General features: G+C 69.1%; 24 protein-coding genes and 1 pseudogene. 11 read left to right on the top strand and 14 right to left on the bottom strand.

Features of this window, described 5'->3' with window-relative positions:
- Both VMD50_RS12600 and VMD50_RS12605 read left to right on the top strand, forming a co-directional pair.
- On the top strand, positions 1-1272 hold a 1272-nt coding region (locus tag VMD50_RS12600; protein WP_325428085.1), incomplete at its 5' end, for an AMP-binding protein.
- A 164-nt stretch (positions 1273-1436) separates the two neighbouring features.
- The gene (locus VMD50_RS12605; RefSeq protein WP_325428086.1) at positions 1437-2234 is read left to right on the top strand and encodes an IclR family transcriptional regulator; all 798 of its coding nucleotides are present in this window, start codon (positions 1437-1439) and stop codon (positions 2232-2234) included.
- On the opposite strand, the gene VMD50_RS12610 is transcribed toward VMD50_RS12605, so the two are convergent.
- On the bottom strand, positions 2222-3061 hold the full coding sequence (locus tag VMD50_RS12610) for a polysaccharide deacetylase family protein (protein WP_325428087.1): 840 nt from the start codon (positions 3059-3061) through the stop codon (positions 2222-2224). The two genes, VMD50_RS12605 and VMD50_RS12610, sit on opposite strands and share 13 nt — an antisense overlap.
- A gap of 205 nt (positions 3062-3266) precedes the next feature.
- On the opposite strand from VMD50_RS12610, the gene VMD50_RS12615 reads away from it, so the two are divergent.
- Positions 3267-5096 (top strand): PE family protein, encoded by a 1830-nt coding sequence (locus VMD50_RS12615; protein WP_325428088.1) that lies wholly within the window; start codon positions 3267-3269, stop codon positions 5094-5096.
- Here VMD50_RS12615 and phtC read toward each other — a convergent pair.
- The 5 genes from phtC to VMD50_RS12640 are packed head-to-tail and all read right to left on the bottom strand — an operon-like array spanning position 5093 to position 8615.
- Complete coding sequence (gene phtC, locus VMD50_RS12620) at positions 5093-5809, bottom strand: 3,4-dihydroxyphthalate decarboxylase (protein WP_325428089.1); 717 nt, start codon at positions 5807-5809, stop codon at positions 5093-5095. The two genes, VMD50_RS12615 and phtC, sit on opposite strands and share 4 nt — an antisense overlap.
- Positions 5806-6600: a 3-(cis-5,6-dihydroxycyclohexa-1,3-dien-1-yl)propanoate dehydrogenase gene (gene hcaB / locus VMD50_RS12625; protein WP_325428090.1), complete on the bottom strand. Its 795-nt coding sequence runs from the start codon at positions 6598-6600 to the stop codon at positions 5806-5808. Before hcaB ends, phtC begins: the two co-directional genes overlap by 4 nt.
- Positions 6584-6826: a dihydrodiol dehydrogenase gene (locus VMD50_RS12630; RefSeq protein WP_325428091.1), complete on the bottom strand. Its 243-nt coding sequence runs from the start codon at positions 6824-6826 to the stop codon at positions 6584-6586. The genes hcaB and VMD50_RS12630 overlap by 17 nt, the downstream gene beginning before the upstream one ends.
- A complete protein-coding gene (locus tag VMD50_RS12635) occupies positions 6823-7338 on the bottom strand; it encodes a 3-phenylpropionate/cinnamic acid dioxygenase subunit beta (protein ID WP_325428092.1) in 516 nt (171 codons plus the stop codon). The genes VMD50_RS12630 and VMD50_RS12635 overlap by 4 nt, the downstream gene beginning before the upstream one ends.
- Positions 7335-8615, bottom strand: a complete 1281-nt coding sequence (locus tag VMD50_RS12640; RefSeq protein WP_325428129.1) for an aromatic ring-hydroxylating dioxygenase subunit alpha — start codon at positions 8613-8615, stop codon at positions 7335-7337. Before VMD50_RS12640 ends, VMD50_RS12635 begins: the two co-directional genes overlap by 4 nt.
- A 301-nt stretch (positions 8616-8916) precedes the next feature.
- Here VMD50_RS12640 and VMD50_RS12645 point away from each other — a divergent pair, with 301 nt between their 5' ends.
- From VMD50_RS12645 to VMD50_RS12665, 5 genes are all read left to right on the top strand, one after another.
- Positions 8917-9855, top strand: coding sequence for a Rieske (2Fe-2S) protein (locus VMD50_RS12645; RefSeq protein ID WP_325428093.1), 939 nt, complete (start codon positions 8917-8919; stop codon positions 9853-9855).
- On the top strand, positions 9852-10337 hold the full coding sequence (locus tag VMD50_RS12650) for a hemerythrin domain-containing protein (RefSeq protein WP_325428094.1): 486 nt from the start codon (positions 9852-9854) through the stop codon (positions 10335-10337). Before VMD50_RS12645 ends, VMD50_RS12650 begins: the two co-directional genes overlap by 4 nt.
- 199 nt (positions 10338-10536) lie before the next feature.
- Complete coding sequence (gene pcaH, locus VMD50_RS12655) at positions 10537-11292, top strand: protocatechuate 3,4-dioxygenase subunit beta (protein ID WP_325428095.1); 756 nt, start codon at positions 10537-10539, stop codon at positions 11290-11292.
- Positions 11285-11821, top strand: a complete 537-nt coding sequence (gene pcaG / locus VMD50_RS12660; RefSeq protein WP_325428096.1) for a protocatechuate 3,4-dioxygenase subunit alpha — start codon at positions 11285-11287, stop codon at positions 11819-11821. The genes pcaH and pcaG overlap by 8 nt, the downstream gene beginning before the upstream one ends.
- A complete protein-coding gene (locus VMD50_RS12665; protein WP_325428097.1) occupies positions 11818-13044 on the top strand; it encodes a lyase family protein in 1227 nt (408 codons plus the stop codon). The genes pcaG and VMD50_RS12665 overlap by 4 nt, the downstream gene beginning before the upstream one ends.
- Here the strand turns inward: VMD50_RS12665 and VMD50_RS12670 are convergent.
- Positions 13031-13678, bottom strand: coding sequence for a TetR/AcrR family transcriptional regulator (locus VMD50_RS12670; protein WP_325428098.1), 648 nt, complete (start codon positions 13676-13678; stop codon positions 13031-13033). The two genes, VMD50_RS12665 and VMD50_RS12670, sit on opposite strands and share 14 nt — an antisense overlap.
- A 167-nt stretch (positions 13679-13845) precedes the next feature.
- On the opposite strand from VMD50_RS12670, the gene VMD50_RS12675 reads away from it, so the two are divergent.
- The 3 genes from VMD50_RS12675 (at position 13846) to VMD50_RS12685 (ending at position 15837) form a co-directional block, all read left to right on the top strand.
- Positions 13846-14583 carry a polysaccharide deacetylase family protein gene (locus VMD50_RS12675; RefSeq protein WP_325428099.1) on the top strand — a complete coding sequence of 246 codons (738 nt, stop codon included), beginning with the start codon at positions 13846-13848 and terminating at the stop codon, positions 14581-14583.
- Positions 14584-14675: 92 nt separating this feature from the next.
- The gene (locus VMD50_RS12680; RefSeq protein ID WP_325428100.1) at positions 14676-14957 is read left to right on the top strand and encodes a DUF1876 domain-containing protein; all 282 of its coding nucleotides are present in this window, start codon (positions 14676-14678) and stop codon (positions 14955-14957) included.
- A 76-nt stretch (positions 14958-15033) separates the two neighbouring features.
- Complete coding sequence (locus tag VMD50_RS12685; RefSeq protein ID WP_325428101.1) at positions 15034-15837, top strand: ribosome hibernation promotion factor; 804 nt, start codon at positions 15034-15036, stop codon at positions 15835-15837.
- Positions 15838-15924: 87 nt separating this feature from the next.
- Here VMD50_RS12685 and rtcB read toward each other — a convergent pair whose 3' ends face one another.
- From rtcB to VMD50_RS12720, 7 genes and pseudogenes are all read right to left on the bottom strand, one after another.
- Positions 15925-17346 (bottom strand): RNA-splicing ligase RtcB, encoded by a 1422-nt coding sequence (rtcB, locus tag VMD50_RS12690; protein ID WP_325428102.1) that lies wholly within the window; start codon positions 17344-17346, stop codon positions 15925-15927.
- A 13-nt stretch (positions 17347-17359) separates the two neighbouring features.
- A complete protein-coding gene (locus tag VMD50_RS12695; protein ID WP_325428103.1) occupies positions 17360-17782 on the bottom strand; it encodes an archease in 423 nt (140 codons plus the stop codon).
- 14 nt (positions 17783-17796) lie between these two features.
- A pseudogene (locus tag VMD50_RS12700) lies at positions 17797-18474 on the bottom strand (dienelactone hydrolase family protein); the annotation flags it as partial.
- 23 nt (positions 18475-18497) lie between these two features.
- Positions 18498-19622: an Rv2629 family ribosome hibernation factor gene (locus VMD50_RS12705; protein WP_325428104.1), complete on the bottom strand. Its 1125-nt coding sequence runs from the start codon at positions 19620-19622 to the stop codon at positions 18498-18500.
- A 92-nt stretch (positions 19623-19714) separates the two neighbouring features.
- Positions 19715-21052: a nicotinate phosphoribosyltransferase gene (locus VMD50_RS12710; protein ID WP_325428105.1), complete on the bottom strand. Its 1338-nt coding sequence runs from the start codon at positions 21050-21052 to the stop codon at positions 19715-19717.
- An 8-nt stretch (positions 21053-21060) separates the two neighbouring features.
- Positions 21061-22911, bottom strand: a complete 1851-nt coding sequence (locus tag VMD50_RS12715) for an AMP-dependent synthetase/ligase (RefSeq protein WP_325428106.1) — start codon at positions 22909-22911, stop codon at positions 21061-21063.
- An 84-nt stretch (positions 22912-22995) separates the two neighbouring features.
- Positions 22996-23256 (bottom strand): hypothetical protein, encoded by a 261-nt coding sequence (locus tag VMD50_RS12720; protein ID WP_325428107.1) that lies wholly within the window; start codon positions 23254-23256, stop codon positions 22996-22998.
- Positions 23257-23541: the final 285 nt, after the last annotated feature.

The raw sequence follows: 23541 nt of genomic DNA on the forward strand, positions 1-23541 counted from the left end.
GCGAAGATGCCCGGGCCGATGCGGCTCATCCACGTCGACGACGGCTCGGGCAACGACCCGCTGCCGGGGGCGGTGCGTTACGAGGAGCTGCTGGCGTCGGTGTCCGACGAGCCGCTCGACGTGGCGCCGTCGCCGGACGACCTGTATGTGCTTTACACCGGCGGCACCACCGGCATGCCCAAGGCGGTGCTGTGGCGGCAGCACGATATCTACGTCAATGCCATGGGCGGGCGGACGTTGGGCACCGGCGAGCCGGTGGCCAGCCTGGAGGAGATCGTCGAGCGGTCGCGGCTTGCGGGGCCGGGCTCGATGACCCTCGCGCCGCTCATGCACGGCGCGGCGCAGTGGGCGGCCTTCATCAGCCTGTGCGGCGGGCGGCCGTTCGTGATGCCACCGACCACCACCCGTTTCGATCCGGCCGAGGCGCTGGCGCTGGCCGGCCGCGAACGGGTGATGTCGCTGTCGATGGTCGGCGACGCCTTCGGGCGGCCGTTGGCCGACGAACTCGAGGCCGGCGATTACGACCTGTCCGGGCTGCTGGCGCTGGTCACCGGCGGGGCCGCGCTCAGCGCCCCGCTCAAGCAGCGGTTCGTCGAGCTGCTACCCCAACTGACGATCCTGGACGCGGGCGGCGCGTCGGAATCCGGCGCACAGATGATCCAGGCCTCCAGCCGGCTGCAGAGCGCGACCGGCCGCTTCGCCCCCAATCCCGGCGCGGTGGTGGTCAGCGAGGACCTCACCCGGATCCTGTCGCCGGGCGACGAGGAGATCGGGTGGCTGGCCCAGCAGGGCCTGATACCACTCGGTTACCTGGGCGATCCGGAGAAGACGGCCCGCACGTTCCCGGTGATCGAGGGCATCCGGCATTCGGTGCCCGGCGATCGGGCCCGCTGGCACGGAGACGGCCAGATCGAGCTGCTCGGGCGCGATTCGGTCACTATCAACTCCGGCGGCGAGAAGATCTTCGCCGAGGAGGTGGAGGCCGCGATCGCCGAGCACCCCGCCGTCTACGACGTCGTGGTGACGAGCCGGCCCAGCGCGCGATGGGGAAACGAAGTCGTCGCGCTCGTCCGGCTGGCCGACGGGGCGTGCGTCGATGCCGGCAGCATCATGGCCGAGGCCGCCCGCCATATCGCGCGCTACAAACTGCCGAAGGCGATCGTGTTCTGCGACCGGTTGCAGCGCTCGCCGTCCGGCAAGGCCGACTATCGTTGGGCGAAAGCACAAGTGGTGCAAGGTACTTTGAGCCGGGCGGTGCCTCACCCGTCATAGTGGCCTTCGCGGGGGAGGATGTGACGTTGTGTCCACCTCTGAGCGACAACGGCGGATTCCACGGGCGCAGTCAGTGGCTTGTCGCTCAGAGGTGGACAAAAGGTGTGCCCTTCCCGCGCCGTGACGGATGTGGCGACTGAAGCCGATGCCGCTACCGTGATGTCATGCAGAAGAAGCGGGAGCAGGCGGCCGGGAACGCCGATTCGCTTGCGCCGCAGTATCCGATCGAGTCGGTCGACAACGCGCTGAAATTGCTGCTGTTGTTGGGCGAGCGGTCCGAGATCCGGTTGAGCGAGGCCACCCGGTACCTGGGTGTCGCGCCGTCGACCGCGCATCGGTTGCTGGCGATGCTCGCCTACCGCGGCTTCGTCCGCCAAGACCCGGTGTCCAGGGTTTACCTGCCCGGTCCCTCGCTGACGGGCGTGGCTTTCGCAATCTTTGGCCGCCTCGACATCCAGCGATCGGCCACGCCGGTCATGCGTGGCCTCAGCGAACAACTGCGCGAATCGATTCACGTCGGGATGCTCGACGGTGCCAACGTCCGTTTCGTCGCCGCGGTCGAGGGTCCCGCGGCGGTGCGGGTGGCCTCCCGGCTGGGCCGGACCATGCCGGCGCATTGCACGTCGACGGGCAAGGTCATGCTCGCTCAGCTCGCGGAAACCGAACTGCACCAACTGTTTCCGGAGGAGGAGCTGGAACGCGTCACCTCCCATTCGATCGGCAGCCGCACGGAACTAAAGACCGAGCTCTTTCGCATCCGCGAGCGGGGCTACGCCGTCAATCGCGAGGAGAGCGAGGAGGGCGTCGCCTCCGTCGCGGTGCCCATACCGACCCGGGCCCCGGGCCTGCGGCTCGCGCTCAACGCCGCGGCACCGCAAAACCGGCTCGACAGCGCCAAATGCCCCGCCGTGGCGGCCGCTCTTGTCAAGGCCGCCAAGGAGATCGGCGATCAGCTCGGCTGAGATATCCGGCGCGGGATCTCCGGTCGCAGGAAGACGTCGTTGAGCGTGACGGTGCGCAGCCTGCGTGCCCGGATGATGTCGACCAGCTGTCCGTAAACATGGGTGACCGCCGGGTGGTTGAGGTGGCCGATCACGATGTTTTGCGCGTTGAAGGCCTCGTACGCCGTCCTGAGGATCTGGTTTTCGGAAAGCGCCGCGGAATCCCGTAGGTCGCCGGACCACAGCGTGGTCACCCGGTAGCCCAGCTCTGTGGCCACCGAGTCCACGACGGCATTGTGATGGCCGTAGGGCGGCCGGAAGTACGGGGCGGCGTCCACGCCGTAGGTGTTCCTCAGGAACTGGTCGGTGCGGCCGAGCTCGTCGGCGATTTGGCCCTTCGACAGCATGGTCAGGTCGGGATGCGTCCACGTGTGGTTGGCCAGCTGAATCTGTCCCGATTCCACCAGCGGCCGAAGCAACGGGGCATTGTCGGTCCACGAGTGATAGGCGCCGGTGACGAAGTAGGTGAGCCGCACGCCGGTGTCCTTGGCGAATTGCGTGTAAAGCCGCACCACGTCGGTGTCGGCGCCGTCGTCGACCGTCCATGCCAGGAGGTCACCGTTGCCCGGGAGCTTCTTCAGCACCCCGCCGCCGGGCAACTCGACGCGCGACCGGGGGTCCGGTGGGGACAGGATCGGCGGCAACACCGGAGCGGCCGGGCGCGCCGCGGGGACGTCGGCGCGCGCCATCGTCTCCTTGGGTCCGCCGGCGGACGACCACGAGATCCCGGTGACCGCGACCGTCGCGGCCACCGCGGCCAGGAACCGCCGCCGGTCGAGATCGCTCACGACAGCCGAGGCTAAGCCCGTTGCCACCGCAATCCGGGCACATCCGTCGGGTGTCGTGCGCTCGATGCGAACCTGTGACATTCCGCTAACCGGTCACGCTGAGCACTCGAAGTTGTTGGCCCGCAGGCATTCCGTGCAAAGCGCGATATGGCTGCCACAGTGGGAATAGTCTTTGCCGAATCGTCCTGTGTTGATGGGAGACCCCATGTCATTCCTTCTTGCGATGCCGGAGATAATCTCCGTGGCGGCCACGGATTTGAAGGGCATCGGCTCAGGTCTCAGCACGGCCAACACGACCGCGGCGGCCACGACGACACAGGTGTTGCCGGCCGCGGCCGACGAGGTGTCGGCGGGCATCGCCGCGGTGTTCGGCGGCCACGCTCAGGCCTACCAGGCGATCAGCGCCCAGGCGGCGGCGTTCCATGAACAGTTCGTGCAGGCCCTCAACGGCGGCGCCGGCGCCTACGCCGCCGCCGAGGCGACCAACGCGCAGCAGGTGATGATGGGTGCGGTGAACGCGCCCGCCCAGGCATTGCTGGGGCGCCCGCTGATCGGAAATGGCGCCGATGGCGCCGCGGGAAGCGGCGCGAACGGCGGGGCCGGCGGGCTGCTGTGGGGCAACGGCGGCAGCGGCGGCTCGGGAGCGGCCGGGCAGGCGGGTGGCAATGGCGGCAGCGCGGGGCTGCTCGGCAACGGCGGGTCCGGCGGCGCGGGCGGTGCGGGCCAAGCGGGCGGCAGGGGCGGTAACGGCGGGTGGCTGAGCGGTAATGGCGGGAGCGGTGGCCAGGGCGGCGCCGCCACAGCGGGCTTCAGCGGCGGCATGCCCGGGCGCGGGGGCGACGGCGGCAGCGCCATGCTGTTCGGTGCCGGCGGTGCGGGCGGTCAGGGCGGCACCGGCCTGGCCGGGGCAAACGGCGTCAATCCAACGATTAGCGGGCAGGCCGCCACCGGCAGCACCGGCAGCAACATCTTCAACAGCAGCGATGGCTCTTCCTTTGGCTTCAACGGTGGTGATGGCGCCGACGCCGGCCTCGGCGCCACCGGCGGCACCGGCGGTACCGGCGGCTCGGCGTTGGCGAACGGTACCTCCAACGGCAACGCCGTCGCAGGCGATGGCGGCACCGGCGGCGCGGGCGGCAACGGGGGCGCCGGCGGCGTGGGCGGGAACGCCACCTTTGGCTTGACGGCGCAAGGTGGCGCGGGCGGTAACGGGACCAACGCTTCGGCCCCCGGCGGGGCGGGAGGCGCCGGCGGCGACGGCGGGCGGGCCTCGACATTCGGTTCTAGTACGTCCGCCTTCTCCGGGGCGGGCGGTGGTGGTGGCGGCGGCGCCACGGGCGTGTCGGGCGGCACGGGTTCCGTGGGCGGCGCGGGCGGTAACGGTGGTCATGGTGGGATGCTGGCCGGCACCGGCGGGGCCGGCGGCGCCGGCGGCACCGGCGGCGTTGGCGGCACTGGAGCCGATGGCGGCGGTGGCGGCGTTGGCGGCGGTGCGGGATCGGCCAATGCCGGGCTCAATGCTGCCCAGGCCGTTGGCGCTCCGGGTGGCGACGGTGGCGCAGGTGGTTCCGGTGGCACGGGCGGAGACGGCGGTGCTGGCGGCGCCGGCGGAACCGGCGGTGCGGGAGGGCTCTTCGGCGACGGCGGCGCCGGCGGCAACGCCGGCGTGGGCGGTCACGGCGGTGAGGGCGGCGGCGGGGGCCTCGGTGGTGGCGGCGGCCATGGCGGGGACACCTCGGCTATCTCCGGCGGCACGTCCACCTTCGGCGGCGGTGGCGGTGATGGCGGCTCTGGTGGTGACGGCGGCAACGGTGGCAACGGCGGTGGCGCCGGCACGGTCGGCATCGGCGGCACCGGCGGGCTATTCGGCCAGGCGGGAACCAACGGCGCGGTGGGAAGCGGCGGTACCGGCGGTGGCGGCGGCAGCGGGGTCGACGGCGGAGACGCGGGCACGCACGGGGCCGGGACAACGCACGGAAACGACGGCACGGCCGGCACCCCGGGCAGCGACGGTTCGCAGGGTCAGGACGGCTAACCCAACCGCGCGATCTCGTGCCGCCAGGCCGCCTCGATGTTGAAGCCGGAACCCAAGTCGGGCAGGTCGTCCCAATCGCGTTCGTCGATGTCGCGCAGCGTGCCGCCGGCCGCGCGCACCCGCAACGACATCCGGGCCAGCGCGTCGACGCTGATCGCCTGCACCACCGCCTGCTGAATAGTGTTGGCGGCGCTGGTGATCCCGTGCCCGCGCAGGATCACCACGGGCCGGCCGCGCATCGCCGCCGCCATTTCCTTGCCCAGCGTCGAGGTTCGGATCAGCACGGCGCGTTCGTAGACCGGCACGCCGCCGCGCGCGAGCCACGCGCCGGTGATGTCGTAGGCGCCGTAGATCGGCCTCAGCGTGATCCCGGCGAGGTCGGCGGCGACGACGGCGCGCGGGTGCAGGTGCGCGACGGCCCGGTATGCCGGGTTGGACAGCAGGGTTTCGACGTGGATCGGCAGCTCGTTGGGGACGCGATAGCCGTCGAGTTCGCCTGCGGCGCCGGCGGTTCCGCCGAACGTGACGAGCCGGACGTCGGCGGGGCGGGTGAACGCCACCCCGGCGTCGGTGTCGCTTCGGCACCGGACGAGTAGGCGCTCGTCGTCGACCCGCAGGCTCAGGTGGCCGAGCATGCCGTCGACCAGGCCGCGGGCCGCGGCGACCCGGCAGCCCTGCGCCACCAGGGCGCGATGCTCCTCCAAATCGCTCATCGTGTTCCAACCAGCCCGAATCCGCCGTCGGGATGGACGGTTTCGCCGGTGATGCCGCGGGATCGGTCGGAGGCCAGGAACACGAAGCTCCAGGCGTGGTCCGCGCCGGTGAGCGCGACGTTGAGTGCGGTGCGCGCAGCCATGTCGCGCGCCCGGTCGGGGGTGTCGTCGAGGCGGACACCGTCGAGCCCCAGGCTGGCGAGTCCGCGCAGGTCGGTGTTGAGCGTGCCGCCCGGCGCGACCCCGTTGACCCGAACCTCCGGCGCGAGTTCGTGGGCCAGCGTTGCGACCAGACCGCGGACGGCGAACTTGGACGACACGTACAGCACGCCGCCGCGGCCGGGATGGTACGACGACGTGGACTCGGACAAGACGATCGACGACCCGGTGCCGGCCCGCAGCGCGGGCAGGGCCGCCTTGACGGACTGCAGGTGACTCAGGACGTTGGTGCGAAACATCTCGTCGAACGCGGGCGAGAGCGCCTCGGCGTCGATGTCGCCGATGCCCCTATAGAAATCGAAGATTCCGACGCAGTTGACCAGCGTGTCCAGCCCGCCGAAGGCCTCCACCGCGGCGGCGACGGCGCGGTCGTTGGCCGCCGTGGTGATGGCGTCGCCCTCGACCACCGGGACACCCGGCAATTCATCCCGCAATCGTTCGCACTTGCCGCAATCCCGTTCCAGGGCGGCGACTTTGGCGCCCTCGGTGCGAAACGCGTCCAGCACGGCGCGGCCGATTCCCGAACCGGCGCCGACGATCAGGGCGCGCTTGCCCTCAAGCCATCCGGTCATCGCCGCCCTCCGGCTCGTCGGGCACCAGCGGCGCGCCGCACTTGCCGACCATGGTCGCCAGCGTGCGGGCGTTCTGCCAGGTCAGCGCCTCCAGTTCGAGCGCGTCCAGGCTGATCGACCGCCCCGTTTTAGTGGCGCTGATCAGCAGCCGCGATCCGTTGCGGGTGTCCACCCGACGCACCGCGACCTCGGCGAATTCGTTTGCCACCGTGATGGGTTCGTTCACAGGAACACCGCCAAATTTTGCATCCGCAAGACGGACTCGTCGACAAAGATGGTGCGGCGCGCCAGCTTCCAACGATCGTCGCACCGCCGCAGCAGGTCCTCGCGGCCGCAGGACACCAAGGCGCCCTCGTTGACGTCGCCGCGGCTGCGGAAGAGTAGCTCGGCCGATTCGACGGCCAGGTGCATGTCATCTTCGACAAACGTGCGCACGTTGGTGATGAAGTGCCGCAGCCGCGACGGGGGGTCCTCGGTCCAGGCGTGCTCGGTGGAAAAGCGGGCGACCCGCTGGCGCAGCGAGTAGTTGTCCTCGTCGAAGTGGGCCATCCCCGGTGACGTGTCGAACCCGGCGCCCCGCGCCGTGGTGACCCTTACCGGCATCACGTAGCGAATGTCGTCGGTCAGGGTGTCCAGCCACGCGTCGTACTGCTGGGCGTCCAGCAGGTAGGCCTCGTCGACCAGGAACTGGTGCGCCTGCAGGTGCCGAATGTCGTTAAAGGGCAGGGCTTTTCTCATGACAGGTAATCCGCCCACAGCCCGAGCAGCGCCCGCTGGTTGTACTCGTTGTAGCCGACCTGGGCGCGCCCCGGCCCGTGGAAGGACTCGGCGGGCAGCGCCTCGACGACGGGGCGGTCGTCGGAGAGCAACCCCATCCGGCTGTTGAGCAGCAGGCGGCGCGCCATCGATCCGCCCGCGGTGGTGGTCAGCGACACCCAGTTCTCCACGTCGTCTTGTTCGAACATTCCGGTCGACCCGAAGCACATCAAATATGCCTTGTAGGAATCACGTTTGTATTGCGGGGGAGCGGCGGAGTCCACCGCGAACCATGAGCACACCTCGGTTTCGTTCTCGCTGATGGGCTGCCACAGCCGGATCGAGATGAAGGGCAGCACCTCGTCATCGCGGTCGCGCACCTTGGGCCAGTTGTGCACGAAGCTCAGGTTCGGAAAGCAGGTGGCCGCCGAGATCATGAACCCGTCCTCGCCGACCACCCGCTGCTGCCGCGGCGTCCAGACGTCCTTGATCCGGCCGATCATCTCGTCGGGATAGCCGACGTAGCGCATCCGCTCGTCGAAGTCGCCCGGCGGAAGCTTGTAGGTGGTTCCACCGCCGCGGTGCGCCCAGTACGTCGCTCCGTCCTTGCGCTTCTGGGCTTTTGGCTCGCGGAACAGGCCGATGTCGACGATCGAGGCGTGCGTGTGCGGGGTGTGGTACATGTCGCCGGCGAAGTTCTCGGCGCCGATCTTCCAGTTCGCCGGGATCCGCCAGCGCTGCGGGCCCCGCACTTCCAGGCCGCCGGCGCTCTGCTTGGTGTAGAAGTCCAGGTAGAACCGGAATTCGCCGAGGAAGTCCTCAAGCGGTTCGGCGGCCGGGTCCATGCTGATGAACATCAGGCCGTTGTAGCTCGCGAAATTCGGTGCGGGAAGCAGGCTTTGGTCATTCCGGGGTAGCCCCTCGTCGCCGCCGTAGGCCTCGCGGTGAAACGGCAGCCCGGTGAGCCGGCCGTCGTTGCGGTAGGACCAGCCGTGGTAGGGGCAGCGGAAATTGGAGGCGTTGCCCATCTCCGCCCGGCACACCTGCATGCCGCGGTGCAGGCACATGTTGAACAGGGCCCGGATATCGCCGGCGCAATTGCTGATGATGAACGAATCGTCGAGAACCCGGCGCACCACGTAATCGCCGTCCTGCGGGACCTCCGATTCGTGGCCCACGAACGTCCATGCCCGGCCGAACAAACGCTCCCGCTCCAGCGCGAACAACGCCTTGTCGTTGTAGATGTGGGCGGGGATCATCCCCCGCCGAACATGGTCGAAAACGTTACCAAGATCCGTCACACGCACCTCTGCAGCACAGAAATATATTCTGCTAATTAGAATCCCGCACCCGGTCCGCCTGGTCAATGCCCGCGGCCAGCCACTTCGGAGCATCCTTTTGGCTAATTCACAGGTGGCCGACCCCGGAGGATTCACGGTGCGCGGCTACGGTGGTCACGTCGGACCCGGTGCGCATGTGAGCGCGAGTTAACGCCCGGGTTATCGCCGATTTTGCGTGCATTGCTGCCTTATGGTGCTGCATCTGAGGAAGGACGGTGTCATGGTGGATCGGTCCCGGGGGGCCGGTGCCCGGTTGCGGGGACTCGGACCCCGAGTGCTGTCAGCAATCGGGCGGCAAGAGTGGCTGGATCGGCCGAGCTATCGGTTCGAGCACCTGCTCAGCTTCGGCTACAACGCGCTGGGCGGCGCGCGCAACACCGTCACCAACGCGCTGCACGGCGTCTGGCTGGGCCACCCGGTTCATCCGCCGCTGGCGTCGCTGACGAGCGGGGCGCTGGGCACGACGGTGGCGCTGGACGCGCTCAGCCTGCTGCCCGGTCAGCGGCCCAGCGAGGTCCGCGACGCGTCGCGGTTCGCGACCCGCGCGCTGGGGGTGGGGATCCTGGCCAGCATCGGTTCGGCGATCACCGGCACCACCGACTGGCAGCACACCCACGAGGAGGACCGCCGGGTGGGACTGGTGCACGGCCTGGTGAACCTCGCCGCCACCGCGCTCTACGCGCAGTCCTGGTGGGACCGCCGCCACGGCCGGCGTGGCCGTGGCATCGCGCTCACCGCGGCCGGCTATGCCATCACCCTCGGCGGCAGCTACCTCGGCGGGGCCCTGGTGTTCGAGTCCGGCATCGGCATCGACCAGTCGGGCGAGCGGCTGCGCACCAAGGAGTGGACGCCGGTGTTGCCGGCGAGCTCGCTGAACGGCAAGCCGGTGCGCGTCGTGGTGGACGGCGTGGGATTGGTTGTGTGCCAGACGAACCCGGGGAAGGTGTCGGCCTTCGGTGAGTTCTGCCCGCACCTGGCGGCCCCGATGGCCGACGGCTGGATCGATCGTGGCCGGGTCGTGTGCCCCTGGCACGGCTCGTGGTTCGCGGCCGAGTCGGGGGAGGTCCTGCGTGGCCCCGCGGCGGCCCCATTGCCGTGTTACGAGGCCAGGCTGATCGACGGAATGGTTGAGGTGCGTGCCGAGGAGGTAGCGAAGTGAACGCCTATGACGTGTTGAAAGAGCACCACATCGTGATCAAGGGGCTGGGCCGCAAGATCAGCGAGGCGCCGGTGAACAGCGAAGAGCGGCATGCCCTTTTCGATGACTTTCTCGTCGAACTCGACATCCACTTCCGCATCGAGGACGACCTGTACTACCCGGCGCTCAAGGACGCGAGCAAGCTGATCGCCGTCGCCCATGCCGAGCATCGTCAGGTGGTGGACCAGCTTTCCGTTCTCCTCAAGACGCCGCAGAGCGCGCCGGGCTACGAAGACGAGTGGAACTCGTTCAAGACGGTGCTGGAGGCGCACGCCGACGAGGAGGAACGCGACCTGATTCCCGCTCCGCCCGAGGTGAAGATCACCGACGCCGAGCTCGAGGAGCTGGGCGACAAGATGGCCGCCAAGATGGAGCACTACCGCGGCTCCGCGGTGCACAGGCTGCGCACCAAGGGCCGGGCCGCGCTGGTACGCGGCCTCTAGCGGCGATCGCAAGCGCGGCGCAGCCGGGCGCTGCGGGTCGTCGCCATTGGTCGCTAGCGGCGATCGCAAGCGCGGCGCTGGGGGCACCTCCCGCTTGCGGGGGACCGGGCGCTGCGGGTCGTCGCCATCGGCCTCTAGCGCGCGACATCACGCGACTAACGGGGGGTCAGCCGCGTGATCGGGGGTAGCCTCACGGCTGATGAGCGCCGAGGTTGTCGCGTCCCAGGAGGAGATCACGGCGGAGATTGCCGCCCTGGGCTCGGGTGAGGTTGCCGGCGATCCCGCGCGGCCGCGGCTCGACTACCCGCCCTACCGCAGCACCGCCCTGCGCCACCCGAAGCGGCCCCCGCTGGTCGTCGACCCGGAGGAGCTCGAACGGGAGGCGCCGTGCTTCGGCAGCCAGGACGTCGGCCCGCTCGACGCCGACCTGACCGCGGGCCACCCGGGTGAGCCGCTCGGGGAGCGGATCATCGTGACCGGGCGGGTGCTCGACGACTCCGGCGGCCCGGTGGCCGGCCAGCTAATCGAGATCTGGCAGGCCAACGCCGGCGGCCGTTACCGTCACCAGCGCGACCAGCACCCCGCCCCGCTGGACCCGAACTTCGTCGGCGCCGGCCGTTGCCTCACCGGGCCCGACGGGTCCTACCGCTTCCTGACCATCAAGCCCGGCCCCTACCCGTGGCGCAACCACCACAACGCCTGGCGGCCGGCCCACATCCACTTCTCGGTCTTCGGAACGGCTTTCACGCAGCGGCTGGTCACCCAGATGTACTTCCCGGGCGACCCGCTGTTCGGCCTGGATCCCATCTTCCAATCGATCCCCGATCCCGCGGCCCGCCAACGGCTGATCGCCCGCTACGACCACGGCGTCACCCAGCCCGAGTACGCGACCGGCTACCGCTGGGACATCGTGGTGTGCGGAGGACGCCGAACCTGGAGCGAGGACGATGGCTGAATTGCCTTGCACCCCTGGGCAGACGGTGGGGCCGTTCCTCGGCCTCGGGCTGCCGTTTCCCGGTGACAGCGACCTGGTCGCCGCCGGGCATCCGCAGGCCGTCCGGTTGCACGGCACGGTCTACGACGGCGCCGGCGAGGCGGTGCCCGACGCGCTGGTCGAACTGTGGCAGCCGGACGGCGCCGGCCGCATACCGCGACGGGCCGGCTCGCTGCGGCGCGACGGCGCGGCGTTCACCGGCTGGGGCCGTTGCGCGACCGACGCGGCCGGGCATTACGGGTTCACCACGGTGGCACCCGGTTCGGACTCCGGGCGAGCCGCCTTCTTCGCCATTGCCGTCTTCGCGCGCGGGCTGCTGGACCGGTTGTTCACCCGCGCCTACCTGCCCCACGACGCCGTGAACGCCGACCCGGCGTTGGCCCCCCTGGTCTGTACCCCCGAAAGCGCCTGCGCCGCATACCGTTTCGATATCCACCTGCAGGGACCGAACGAGACGGTGTTCCTGGCGTACCGGGGCGATCGGCGATGACCAACCTGCTGTGGCCCGGCGACCAGCGGGCCGGCGAGCACATGACGGACCGGGCGCTGCTGGCGGCGATGGTCGCGGTGGAGTCCGCGTGGCTGGGCGCGCTGGCCGCCGCCGGCCTGGCGCCCGGTGAAGGTGCCGGCGCGGACCTGCCGAACCTGGTGGGCGACGACGACCGCGAGTCGCTGGCGGCCGCCGCGGAGGGCGGCGGCAACCCGGTCATCGGCCTGGTCGAACTGCTGCGCCGGCGCGCCGCCCCGGCCGTGGCCCCGTGGATTCACCGGGGACTCACCAGCCAGGACGTCCTCGACACCGCCCTGATGCTGGGCGTGCGCGCCGCCGTTGACGACCTCATGGCACAACTGACGCAACAGCTTTCGGCGCTGTCCGCCCTGGCCGCGGAGCACCGGGCGACCCCCATGGTGGCCCGCACCCTCACCCAGCACGCGGCGCCCACCACCTTCGGCGCCAAGGCGGCCGTCTGGCTGAACGGGGTCGCCGACGCGTTCGAGCGGCTGCGCGGGCTGGTCACCCCGATTCAGATCGGCGGTGCCGCCGGGACACGGGCCGCCGCGACGGAGCTGGCGACGCTGATCGGCGCGGCCTCCGACCCCGCGGCGCTCGCCGACGGGCTGGTGCGAAGCAGCGCAACCACTTTGGGATTGCCCGTCCGACCGCCGTGGCACACGACGCGGACGCCGGTCACCGCGGCCGCGGACGGCTTCGTCGGGTGCACCGACTGCTGGGGCCGCGTCGCCTCGGACGTCGTGACCCTGGCCCGCCCGGAGATCGGCGAACTGAGCGAGCCGGCGGGGGAAAACCGCGGGGGATCGTCGTCGATGCCGCACAAGCGCAACCCGGTGTTGTCGATCCTGATCCGGCGGGCCGCCCTCGCGGCGCCGCCACTGGCGGCCACGCTGCACACCGCCGCGGCGCTGGCCAACGACGAGCGGCCCGACGGTCCGTGGCACGCCGAGTGGGACACCCTGCGCACCCTGGCGCGCCGGACCGTCGTCGCCGGATCCCAGTGCGCAGAGCTGCTGGCCGGTCTGCGGGTCGATTCCGCGCGGATGGCCGAAAACCTCGCCATGGCAGACGTTTACGGCGAGCAACGGGCGATCGCGGACCTGGCCGGCAAGGCCGCGTCGGCCACCTACTTCGGCGCCGCGGACCGCTTGATCGACGAGAGCCTGGACCGCGCCGTGCGGGTCCTCAAGAGCCGCTAGCCGCCAGCGCCTTGCCGCCGTCTTCGTAAATGCTGGCCAGCCAGATGTGCACGAGGGTGTCGATCACGCGGTCCTCGGGGATCGCCGGTTCCTCGGTGGTGAACGTCGCGGCCATCACCCGCTCGCTCAACATGTTCAGCGCGACGGACAGATCCTCGGCCGGGTAGGTCTCGGGAGCGGCACCGCGCCGGCGCTCGGCCTTGATCGCCGCCGTGGTGTGGGCGATCCACTTCTGCATGAGCGCCGACCACAGCTGCCGGACCTCGGGGTTGGTGGCTTTCGCGGCGGCGCCGGCCACCGCGACCGCCCGGTGCGAGCCCGACACCTCGAAGAACGCCTCGATGCGCGCCCGCCAATGCGTCGCGGGGTCGCCGAACAGCTTGCCGCCCAGCGCCGCAAGCGCCGCGTGCGCCTTGGCGTTCATCTGATCCAGCAGCGACAGCAACACCGCATTCTTGGATTGGAAGTAAAAGTAGAAGGTGGGGCGGGAGATGCCCGCTCCTCTGGCCAGGTCGTCGACGGAGAAGTCGGCCAGCGGCCGTTCCTGCAGGAGCCGCTCGGCGGTGGCCAGGATCGCTTGTTCGCGGTCGTCACCCGAATGGTGGGATGGACGGCGGCCTCGGGAGGCGTGCATCTACTCGCCCTGCCTGAGGTCGGACACGTCAGTTACTTTATGGACGCGTCGATATATGTCAACGAAATTGTCGATTAATATCGACGGTTATTTTATCGACAAATCCGGATTTGTTTCACGACGACAGTCCCGGTTGGCGCGGGCTTCGCGGTGGTACAACTGATTGCATGCCGTGCATCGATCGGCGCGCGATGTTGTCCGCCATTGCCGCGGGTGTGCTGGCGATCATCACCAGGGCTCCGGTGGCCGCCGCATTCCCGATCCGTTTGAACATCCCGATGGGGCCGGTCCCCGCGCCCGCGGTCGTCATCACCCGCGTGCCCGGGGGCGACAACCGGATCGCGCTCACCGTTGACGACGGCGTCAGCACTTCCGTGGTGGCCGCGTTCGCGCAATTCGCCCGGGACAGCGGAACCCGACTCACCTTTTTCGTCAATGGCGCCAACCCCTCCTGGTCGGTGAATGCGCCGGCGCTTCGGCCCCTGGTGGATTCCGGGCAGGTGCAAATGGCGAACCACACCTGGTCACACCCCTACCTGAATCGTATGGCGCTCACCGCCGCCGGTGATCAGATCAGACGCAATGCCGATTTCCTGCGGACCACCTACGGCGCGGATGGCACCCCGTTCTTCCGTCCGCCCTTCGGGGTCCACAACGGCGACATCGACCGGGTGGCCGCCGACCAGGGCTACACATCGATCACCATGTGGAGCGGGGACGTCGGCGATTCGGCACCCGAAAGCGAAAGCAGCCTCGTCGCCCGCGCGGCGCAGTCGTTCCAGCCGGGCCGGATCGTGCTCATGCACGCCAACCTGCCCACGATCACGCGGTGCTACGGCCCACTGCTGGACCTGATCCACAGCCGCAACCTGCAGACCACCACGCTCAGAGAGGTCTTTGCCTGACGAACCTGATGACTTTCGCCCCTACTTCGCGCCGGCCCGGTGATGGTCGCATCTAATCGGGCAAATCAGTCGGCAAGACAAGGAGACTGGCGATGACGGGCAAGGACGAAGGCAGCAGGGCCTGCCAGATCGACGTGCTGATCGAAGAGCACGATGAGCGTACCCGGGCAAAGGCAAGGCTGGCCTGGGCGGGCAAGGACTTCGTAGGCATCGGTTTGGCGCGACTCGACCCCGCCGACGAGCCGGTGGCGCGGATCGGCGACGAACTGGCGATCGCCCGCGCCCTGTCGGATTTGTCCAATCAGCTAATGGCCTTGACCTCCACCGACATCCAGGCCAGTACCCACCAGCCGGTCACCGGCCTGCACCGCTGAACGTGCGACCGAGTGCCGCGTTCGCGGTGACCTTCGGCCCTACAGCAACGAATTCGAAAGAGCGTAGCAACGAATCATGAGACAGAGACCCGATTTACCGGCCCTACTGGATGTCCAGGTGACGACGCATGGTCAGCTGCCCGACGCCGAAGACTATGCGCGGACAAAGATCGGCGAGCTCGGTCGCTTCACCCATGAACCGGTGCTGAACGCGCATGTCAGGTTGAGTGAGCACGGCGATCCGGCGGTGGCCCGCCGCGTCATCGCGCAGGCGAACCTCGACGTCAACGGCCGGCCGGTCCGCGCGCAGGTGGAAGGCGTCAACGCCCGGGAGGCGATCGATCTGCTCGAAGCGCGGCTTCGTCGTCGACTGGAACGCGCCGCCGAGCATTGGGAAGCCAGGCGAGGCGGCATCCCCAAGGTCGCCCCGCACGAATGGCGCCATCAGTCCGAGCCCGCGCACCGGCCGAACTACTTCCCGAGGCCCGAAAGCGAACGCCGAATCATGCGGCACAAGTCGTACAGCCTGCCCGCCTGCACCATCGACGAGGCCGCCCTGGAGCTGGAGCTGCTCGACTACGACTTCCACCTCTTCACCGAGAAGGGCACCGGGCAGGACAGCGTGCTGTATCACGAGGGGCCCACGGAATACCGCCTGGCGCAAGTCAATCCGGAACGGGTGGACGAGCTGGCGCCGTTCGACACGCCGCTGACCATCAGCCCGCAGCCGGCACCGCGGCTCACCGTGGACGAGGCGATCGAGCGGATAGGCCTGCTCGGCCTGCCGTTCCTGTTCTTCGTCGACGCAGCCCGCGACCGTGGGAGCGTGCTGTATCACCGCTACGACGGGCACTACGGCCTCATCACACCGGCCGGCTGAGCGCCGGCGACCTGCTGACAGGCGCCCATAGGCCGCGGCGGTCCCGGAAACACCCCCCATCCGGGACCGCCGCTTCACCCTTTCGGGTCATCCCTTGACGCACCCCAGGGGAACCAGGCGAGCGACTTTGCGGGCAAGCCCACCATGATGGCTGACGTCGACGACCGCGTCGATGTCTTTGTACGCCTCGGGTTTTTCCTCGGCCAGCCCCCGGCGGGAGGTGCCCCGAACGATTATGCCGCCCTCGGCGAGGCGGGCGCGCACCTGATCGCCGCTGGTGTGGCGCGCCGCCTGCGAACGGCTCTGCACGCGCCCGGCACCATGCGCGGTGGAAAAGAACGCGGGGTTGCCGGCGACCCCGGCGAGCACATATGACGCCGTGCCCATCGTTCCCGGTATGAGCACGGGCTGGCCGACGGTCGCCAGGTCGGCCGGTAGTTCGGGATGATGCGGCGGCAGCGAACGGGTCGCACCTTTTCGGTGCACGCAAACGGAGCGCGGCTGACCATCGATGGCGTGCACCTCGATCTTGGCCAGGTTGTGCGAGACGTCGTAGACCAGGTCCAGGGCCGTCCGGACTTCCTCCTCGAACACCCGACGCGTCGCCTCGGTCAGAAGCTGGCGGTTCGCGCGTCCGTAATTCGCCGCCGCGGCCATAGCCGCGAGATACGCCTGGCCCTCGGGAGAGCGCACCGGCGCGCACGCCAGCTGGCGATCGGGCACCTCAATCCCATAGCGGCCCATGGCTTTTTCCATCAGCCGGACATGATCGGTGCAGACTTGGTGCCCCAGCCCGCGCGAGCCGGTATGGATCATGACGCAGACCGTGCCTTCGGCCAGTCCCAGTTGCGCGGCGGCGGCGGGGTCGTGGATGCGGTCGACGGACTGGATTTCGAGGAAGTGGTTGCCCGAGCCGAGGCTGCCGACCTGCTCGAGCCCGCGTTCGACCGCCCGTTCGCTGACCGCGGCTACGTCGGCTCCGCCCATGACGCCGCCGTCTTCGCACCGTTCGAGGTCGCGTGCGACGCCGTGCCCCTGCTCCACCGCGAACCGGGCGCCGCCAATGAGCACCTGCCGCAACGCGTCACGGTCGGGTAAGCGCCACACACCCTCGGTGCCCACGCCGCGTGGTATCGCTCGATCGAGCCGATCCATGACCGCGGACAGCCGTGGTCGCAGCCGATCCCGGTCAAGTCCCCGGCTAACCAAAAGCCTTACCCCGCAGGAAATATCGAAGCCCACGCCGCCGGGGGAGACGACCCCGTCATTGTCGACGTCGGTGGCCGCCACACCCCCGATCGGAAACCCGTACCCCCAGTGCACATCGGGCATCGCATACGACGCCCGAACGATCCCGGGCAGCGTGGCCACGTTGGCCACCTGGATCAGGGCCATGTCAGCGGGGTCGCTGGGCAGCAGCGACCTGGAGGCGAACACAATCCCGGGCACTCGCATCGCGCCCTCCTGCTCGATGCGGAACCGGTACGGCGTCTCCTGGGTGATCTTCATGCGCCGACCTCATTCACACATCGAGTGTCACCAGGCACCGCCAGCCGTGGCGGCCGCGCGAAAACCGAAGATCGTTGAGTGACACCGCCTTGGGGACAGCGCCCACCTGGGCCGCCCGCCCCGCATCTGTCATCTCGAACGTCGCCTCGACCCCGCCATCGACATCCCGAAGCTCGAGGTCCACGGGTGCTTCAGCGGCGGTGTCGAGCCGATAGATGACTTCGTCAAGCACGGCGACCAAGAGGTCGTCGTCGCGATCGGCGATGAGCCGGCGCCGGCTCTGGTGATCCGCCTGCGCCGATGACAAGTCGAGGAAGCTTTCGACGGTGCCCAGCACCGCCTGCCGGATGCACCCGTTGCGGGTCGGTGCCCAGGCTTCGATCCGCAAATCCGCCGTATGCGGCACAGCCCGGTGTCCGGAACCGCTGTGCGCCATGGCTTGTGATCGATCTAGTGTCCAGGCTGGGCCAGGTGGTCGATGAACCAGTCGCGGGCCAGTACGGCCACTTGCCCGAGCGCGCCCGGCTCCTGGAAGAGGTGGGTGGCACCTGGAACGACGGCGACCTCACACTCGGCCGGGATCTCCGCTTGCGCCTGCCGGTTGAGCCGCAGGACCGTCTGGTCGTGTCCGCCCACGATCAGCAGGGTCGGGGCGCGCACGTTGCGCAGCGACTCGCCGGCCAGATCCGGGCGCCCGCCGCGGGACACCACCGCCGCCACCTTGACCCCCGGGTGCGCGGCCGCGGCCAGGGCAGCGCCCGCGCCGGTGCTGGCCCCGAAGTAGCCGACCGGCAGTGACGCGGTGTCGGGTTGGGCGGCCAGCCAGGCCGTGACGTCGACCAATCTCCGCGCGAGCAATCCGATGTCGAAGACGTTGGCGCGGTCGCGTTCCTCACCGGGCGTCAGCAGGTCGAACAGCACGGTGGCGAGCCCGGCCTCGTTGAGGACCTCGGCGACGAATCGATTGCGCGGGCTGTGCCGGCTGCTGCCGCTGCCGTGCGCGAAGACCACCACACCCTTCGGGTGCTCGGGGATGGTCAGGTGACCGGCCACCGACACCGGCCCGGCGGCCACTTTGATTTCCTCGTCACGTTGATTCATATTCGCTCCCGACATTGCTGTATCCCGACATCGCTCACTCCCGAAAGGGCTTATGCGCCAACGCGCCTGACCGCGTCACTCGCGACGTATCGCAGCAGCGCGCCGACCCCGTCCGCGGGCCCGATCCGGTCGCCGGCCGCCACCAGCGAGGCGCCCACCGCGATCGCGGCGAACGGCAACGCCTCGTCGGCCCGCGCCACGCGCCGCACCGGCTCGCCGAAGTCGGACAGGGCGTCGGCATCGGGCGCCAGCGTGGTGAGCGCCTCGCCGGTGACGACGGTCGCGTCGCCCAGTTCGCCGACGAACAGCGTGTCGACGTCGCCCTCGCGCAGCGCCGCGCACACGGCGGTGATGCCCTGGGCCGCCAGGCCCGAGCCGCGCCCGATTTCGGCCTCGAACCGATCGGCGAGCTCGGCCAGCTCGGCGTCGCGGCGCCGGGCGAACTCGGCGGCCGTCACCTGGCGGACCTCATCCTCATCGATACCGCTCTTGCGGGATCCGGCGTGTAACTCCGACACCCGGCGGGCCACCCGTCGCGGCAATTGCGCGATCACATCCACCCGCGAGCTGACCTCGCCGCACAGGAACACCACCTCGGGGTCGTCCTGGTCCACCAGTCGCGTGAGTTCGTCGGCGACCGCGCGGCAGTTCATGCGGATGGCTTCCTCGGTCGTGTGCTGGAAGTCGCCGTAGCCATTCCAGCCGGCGGTGGCCGGCTTGTGCACCGGATATCCGCCGCCCTCGATGCTGGTGGAGCTGACGGCGTCCCCTTGATGAAGGGTGATGTCGGCGCCGGTGTGATCGACCGCGGCGAACACGTAGGTCGGGTGCTCGATCTCGAACTCGATCAACGGCACGATGTAGGGGTAATCCGACAGGCGAACCACCGTGCCCGGCGGCGGGCTGACGAGGGGTTCGCTGATCAGCAGCTGATCGGCGGTCGCGATCAGCGCGCGGCCGCGCCGTCCCACAGCCGGCCGGTGGTGTAGCACGGCTTCCTCGAGCTTGCCGACGAGCGCCCCGCTTCCCCCCAGGTCCTTGAGCTGCTTGCCGATGTCGCTCCATTTCGTTTCCAGCTGCTCGTCGGCATCCGGAGTGTCGTGCGTGTCGTCGAAGTAGACCGAGGCAAACGGGCCCTCCGCTTTCACCAGCCACCTAAAGCGATCCGATCGCATGCCATCCCTTTCCTCCGTCGCGCCACGATGTTGGCAACCGTATGGAGTGCGAACGGGGCTGCGGCAGGGTCATTAGCCCCCAGCTACGGGTCTTAGGTCACCGAGGCGTCGCGACGAAGCCGCGCCAGTTCGGCCGCGATCCCGGGGCTGATGTCCACCGGGTAGGACCAGCCGGTGGCGTCCAGCGAACGAAGGTAGGGCGGAAGCCGATCGAGCTGCCAGCGCGCCCAGACTCGCGCCGCCTGCACCCCGGGATCGTGAACGCGCCGGCCGCCTTTCATGACCTGCACCAGCAGCGGCTCTCCGTCGAGGTCTTCGTCGGGCCTGCCGATCGTGTCGCCGCCGAAGGTCCCGTGGTCGAGCCGGCGCACCTGCTTGCGCCCCGGATAGATCACCTTGCCACTCGACAACTTGGTCCGCCCGGCGCCGTCGTACTCCACGAGCTTGTATGCCATGTCGAGGGCGGGCGCATCCTGGGCCACAACGACTTTGGTGCCGACCCCGAAGGCGTCGATGGGGCAGCCGTCGTCCAGCAGCTTCGCTATGCGGTACTCGTCGAGACCCGAGGAGGCGAAGATTTCCACCTTGTGCAGACCCGCCGCGTCGAGCTTTGCGCGGGTCGCCTTGGACAGCGCGCCGAGGTCCCCGGAGTCGAGCCGGACCCCCGCGATGCGGAGGCGGTCGCGATGCCTGGCCAGTTCGATGACGTGGTCGACGCCGCGCAACGTGTCGTAGGTGTCGACGAGCAGCGTGGTGTCCGGGTAGAGCCGGGCGAACGCGTCGAACGCGTCGAGCTCGCTGTCGAAGGCTTGAACGAAGCTGTGGGCCATGGTGCCGAACGCCGGGATTCCGTACTCACGGGCCGCGAGAAGGTTCGACGTGCCCGCCAGCCCGGCGATGTAGCAGGCTCGCGCCACCTTGAGCGCCGCGTCGGTGCCGTGCGCGCGCCGCGCACCGAAGTCGACCACCGGTCGGCCGCGAGCGGCCTCGACGACACGGGCGGCCTTGCTCGCGATGACGCTTTGCAGGTGAATCTGGTTGACCACGAAGGTCTCGGCGAGTTGAGCCTCCACGATCGGGGCGATCACCTGCACGATCGGCTCATTGGGAAAGACCACAGTCCCTTCCGGCACCGCCCACACGTCTCCCGTGAAGCGCAGCGCCGCGAGGGAGCGGAGGAATTCCTCGGTAAAAAAACCCAACCCGCGCAGGTAGTCAATCTCCTCCGGCCGGAATCGGAACGCCTCGAGGAAGTCGAGCACGTCGGACAGGCCGGCGGCCATCACAAACGACCGCCCGGGCGGGAGCTTGCGGAACATGGTCTCGAACACGGCCGTCCCCGACATGCGTTCGGCCATGTACGCCTGCGCCATGGTGACCTCGTAAAGGTCGGTGAAGAGGGCCGAATAGCGCTCCGGTTCGTCGGGCACGCGGTTTCTCAGGCGGACGGACGGTCGTAGAGAGCGGTGAGCCGGTCCGCGAACTTCTCGATGACCACCTTCCGGCGAAGCTTCAGGCTCGGCGTGAGATCGCCGGACTCGACGGTGAGTTCGCGGTCGAGGATCGCGAACCTCTTGATCTGCTCCCAGCGATTCAGCTCCAGGTTCAGCGCATCGATGTATCCGGCGATCAGTTCCTGTGTCTTCTCGTCACTGGCGATCTCGGCGAGCGACTTGCCGGCCAGGCCGTTCCTACCGGCCCACTCGGCGATCGCTTCGCCGTCGAGGCTGACCAGCGCCACGCAATAGGGCTTCCCCTCGCCGTAGACCAGCAACTCGCTGGCGTACGGGCACAGGCCCTTGAATTTTGCATCGATCACCGACGGTGCCACGTACTTGCCCTGCGAGGTCTTGAACATGTCCTTCTTGCGGTCGGTGATCCGCAGGTAGCCATCGTCGTCGATCTCACCGATGTCGCCGGTGTGAAACCAGCCGTCCACGTCGAGCGCCTCGGCGGTGGCGTCCGGGAGATCGTGGTACGACGTCATCAAACCCGGTCCCCTGAGCAGGATTTCGCCGTCGTCGGCGATCCGGGCCTCGGTGGCCGGGAACGGCCACCCGACCGTCCCGAACCGGTAGGCGTGGGGGCGGTTGATGAATGATGCCGCCGCGGTTTCGGTCAGCCCGTAGCCCTCCAGCACGATGATGCCGACGGCGTCGAACCATCGCGCGACGTCACGGTCCAGTGCGGCGGCCGCGGAGACGAAGAACCGCAATCGGCCGCCGAACCGCTCGCGGATGGTGGAGAACACCGCCCGGTCGGCCACCTTGTAGGCCAGCGAAGCAAGCACCGATGGGTTCTTGCCGGCTTGCCGGGTTTCCGACACCTTCATGCCCAGCCCGATCGCCCAGTCGAACAGCTTCTTGCTGAGCCTGCCCCGCTGGGCGACCATGTCCTCGATGTGGGCGTGCGCCTTCTCGAAAATGCGTGGGGCCGCGCCCATGAAGGTGGGCCGCAGGGTCGCGAGGTTATCGACGATCCTCTCGACGCGGCCGTCGATCGCGGTCGGGTAGCCGATTTGCAGCGCCAGCGCCAGCATCACCTTGCCGAAGGCGTGCGCCAACGGCAGCCACAGGAAGTTGAGGTCGTCCGGGCGGAGGATGCCCAGCGCGTCGATGGCCGCGGCGGTGTACGTCCAGGCGCCGTGGGTGAGCCGCACACCCTTCGGCCGCCCCGTGGTGCCGGAGGTGTAGATGAGGCTGGCGAGCTGGTCCGGACCGATGGTGGCGACACGGCCATTGATGACATCGGGGGAGTCGGCCAGCAGTTGCTTGCCCATCTGCTCCAGTTCGGCGAGCGTCATCACCCAGTCGCCGTCGCCGTTGCCGTCGATGATCACCACCTTGCCCACGTCGGGCAGTTCGGCGCGGTGCTCAAGCAACTTGTCGACCTGGGTCTGGTTTTCGGCGACCACCACCCGGCTGCCGGAATTGGCCACGATGTACGCGACGTCGGTGGCGTTCGTCGTCGGGTACACCGTGGTGGTCGCCGCGCCGGCGCACATCACGGCGAAATCGACGAGCACCCACTCGTAGCGCGTCGACGACGCCAGCGCCACCCGGTCCTCGGAGGCGATTCCGAGTGCGATGAGCCCACCGGCGATGTTGTAGACGCGTTCACCGACCTGCCGCCAGGTCATGCTCTCCCAGCTGTGGTCCTGCGGATACCGAAACGCCTCCGCGTCCGGGGTGGCCTCGACGCGGTGGAGGAACATGTGCGCCACCGACGGCGCGCGCTTCTCGAGCTTGGTGAAGTCGGGCCGCTCCATCGAGGCGAGTGGTGTGTTCATGGTGTCAACCTTCGATCCTGCTGTGGCCGAACCCGTCGCGGATAGTGTCGAAAGTCCCGCAATGGCGACTTGTGGCCGGCGCGCTCAGCCGGCAACCGCTACCCGAACGGACAAACGCTCGCCGATGGCATACGCCCCGGCCCAATCGCCTCCGCGCACCGCGCGCTCGAGGTCGTCGACCAGCGGGCTGCGCGCGCCCAGCTCGGCCAGCCACGCGGAGACCGTGGCCGTGATCTCGTGTGCCGCCACCCGGGCGGTATGCCCGTCGTGCAGGCAATCGGTCAACTGATAGACCGTGGTCGCCTGCCTGCGCTGTGGCCAATGAGGCCGCCATGTCGAGTACATTTTCGTTTCTCCCGGTCGTGTCCCGGTTCGCCGTACCGCTTCATCCGACCACCGGTACGGGCCGCGCCGTAGAGGCCAAGAGCACGACTACCGCGATGCTTTGGTCTCGCGTTGGACTCGCCGAAGTCCCGGCGCGACAGGGTCTTTTGTCACTGCGCATACCCGCGAACTGCCCGGGCGAGGGCGGCGCCGGTCGCGTACCGTACATCGAAGTGATGACGGATTATGCGGAGCCCGCTTGCGGGCGTGCCGGGACGCCCGGCGCAAGCGCCACCGACGTCGAGA

Origin of the sequence: Mycobacterium sp. (assembly GCF_035506235.1) — a bacterium.
In the GTDB taxonomy this organism is placed as follows: domain Bacteria; phylum Actinomycetota; class Actinomycetes; order Mycobacteriales; family Mycobacteriaceae; genus Mycobacterium.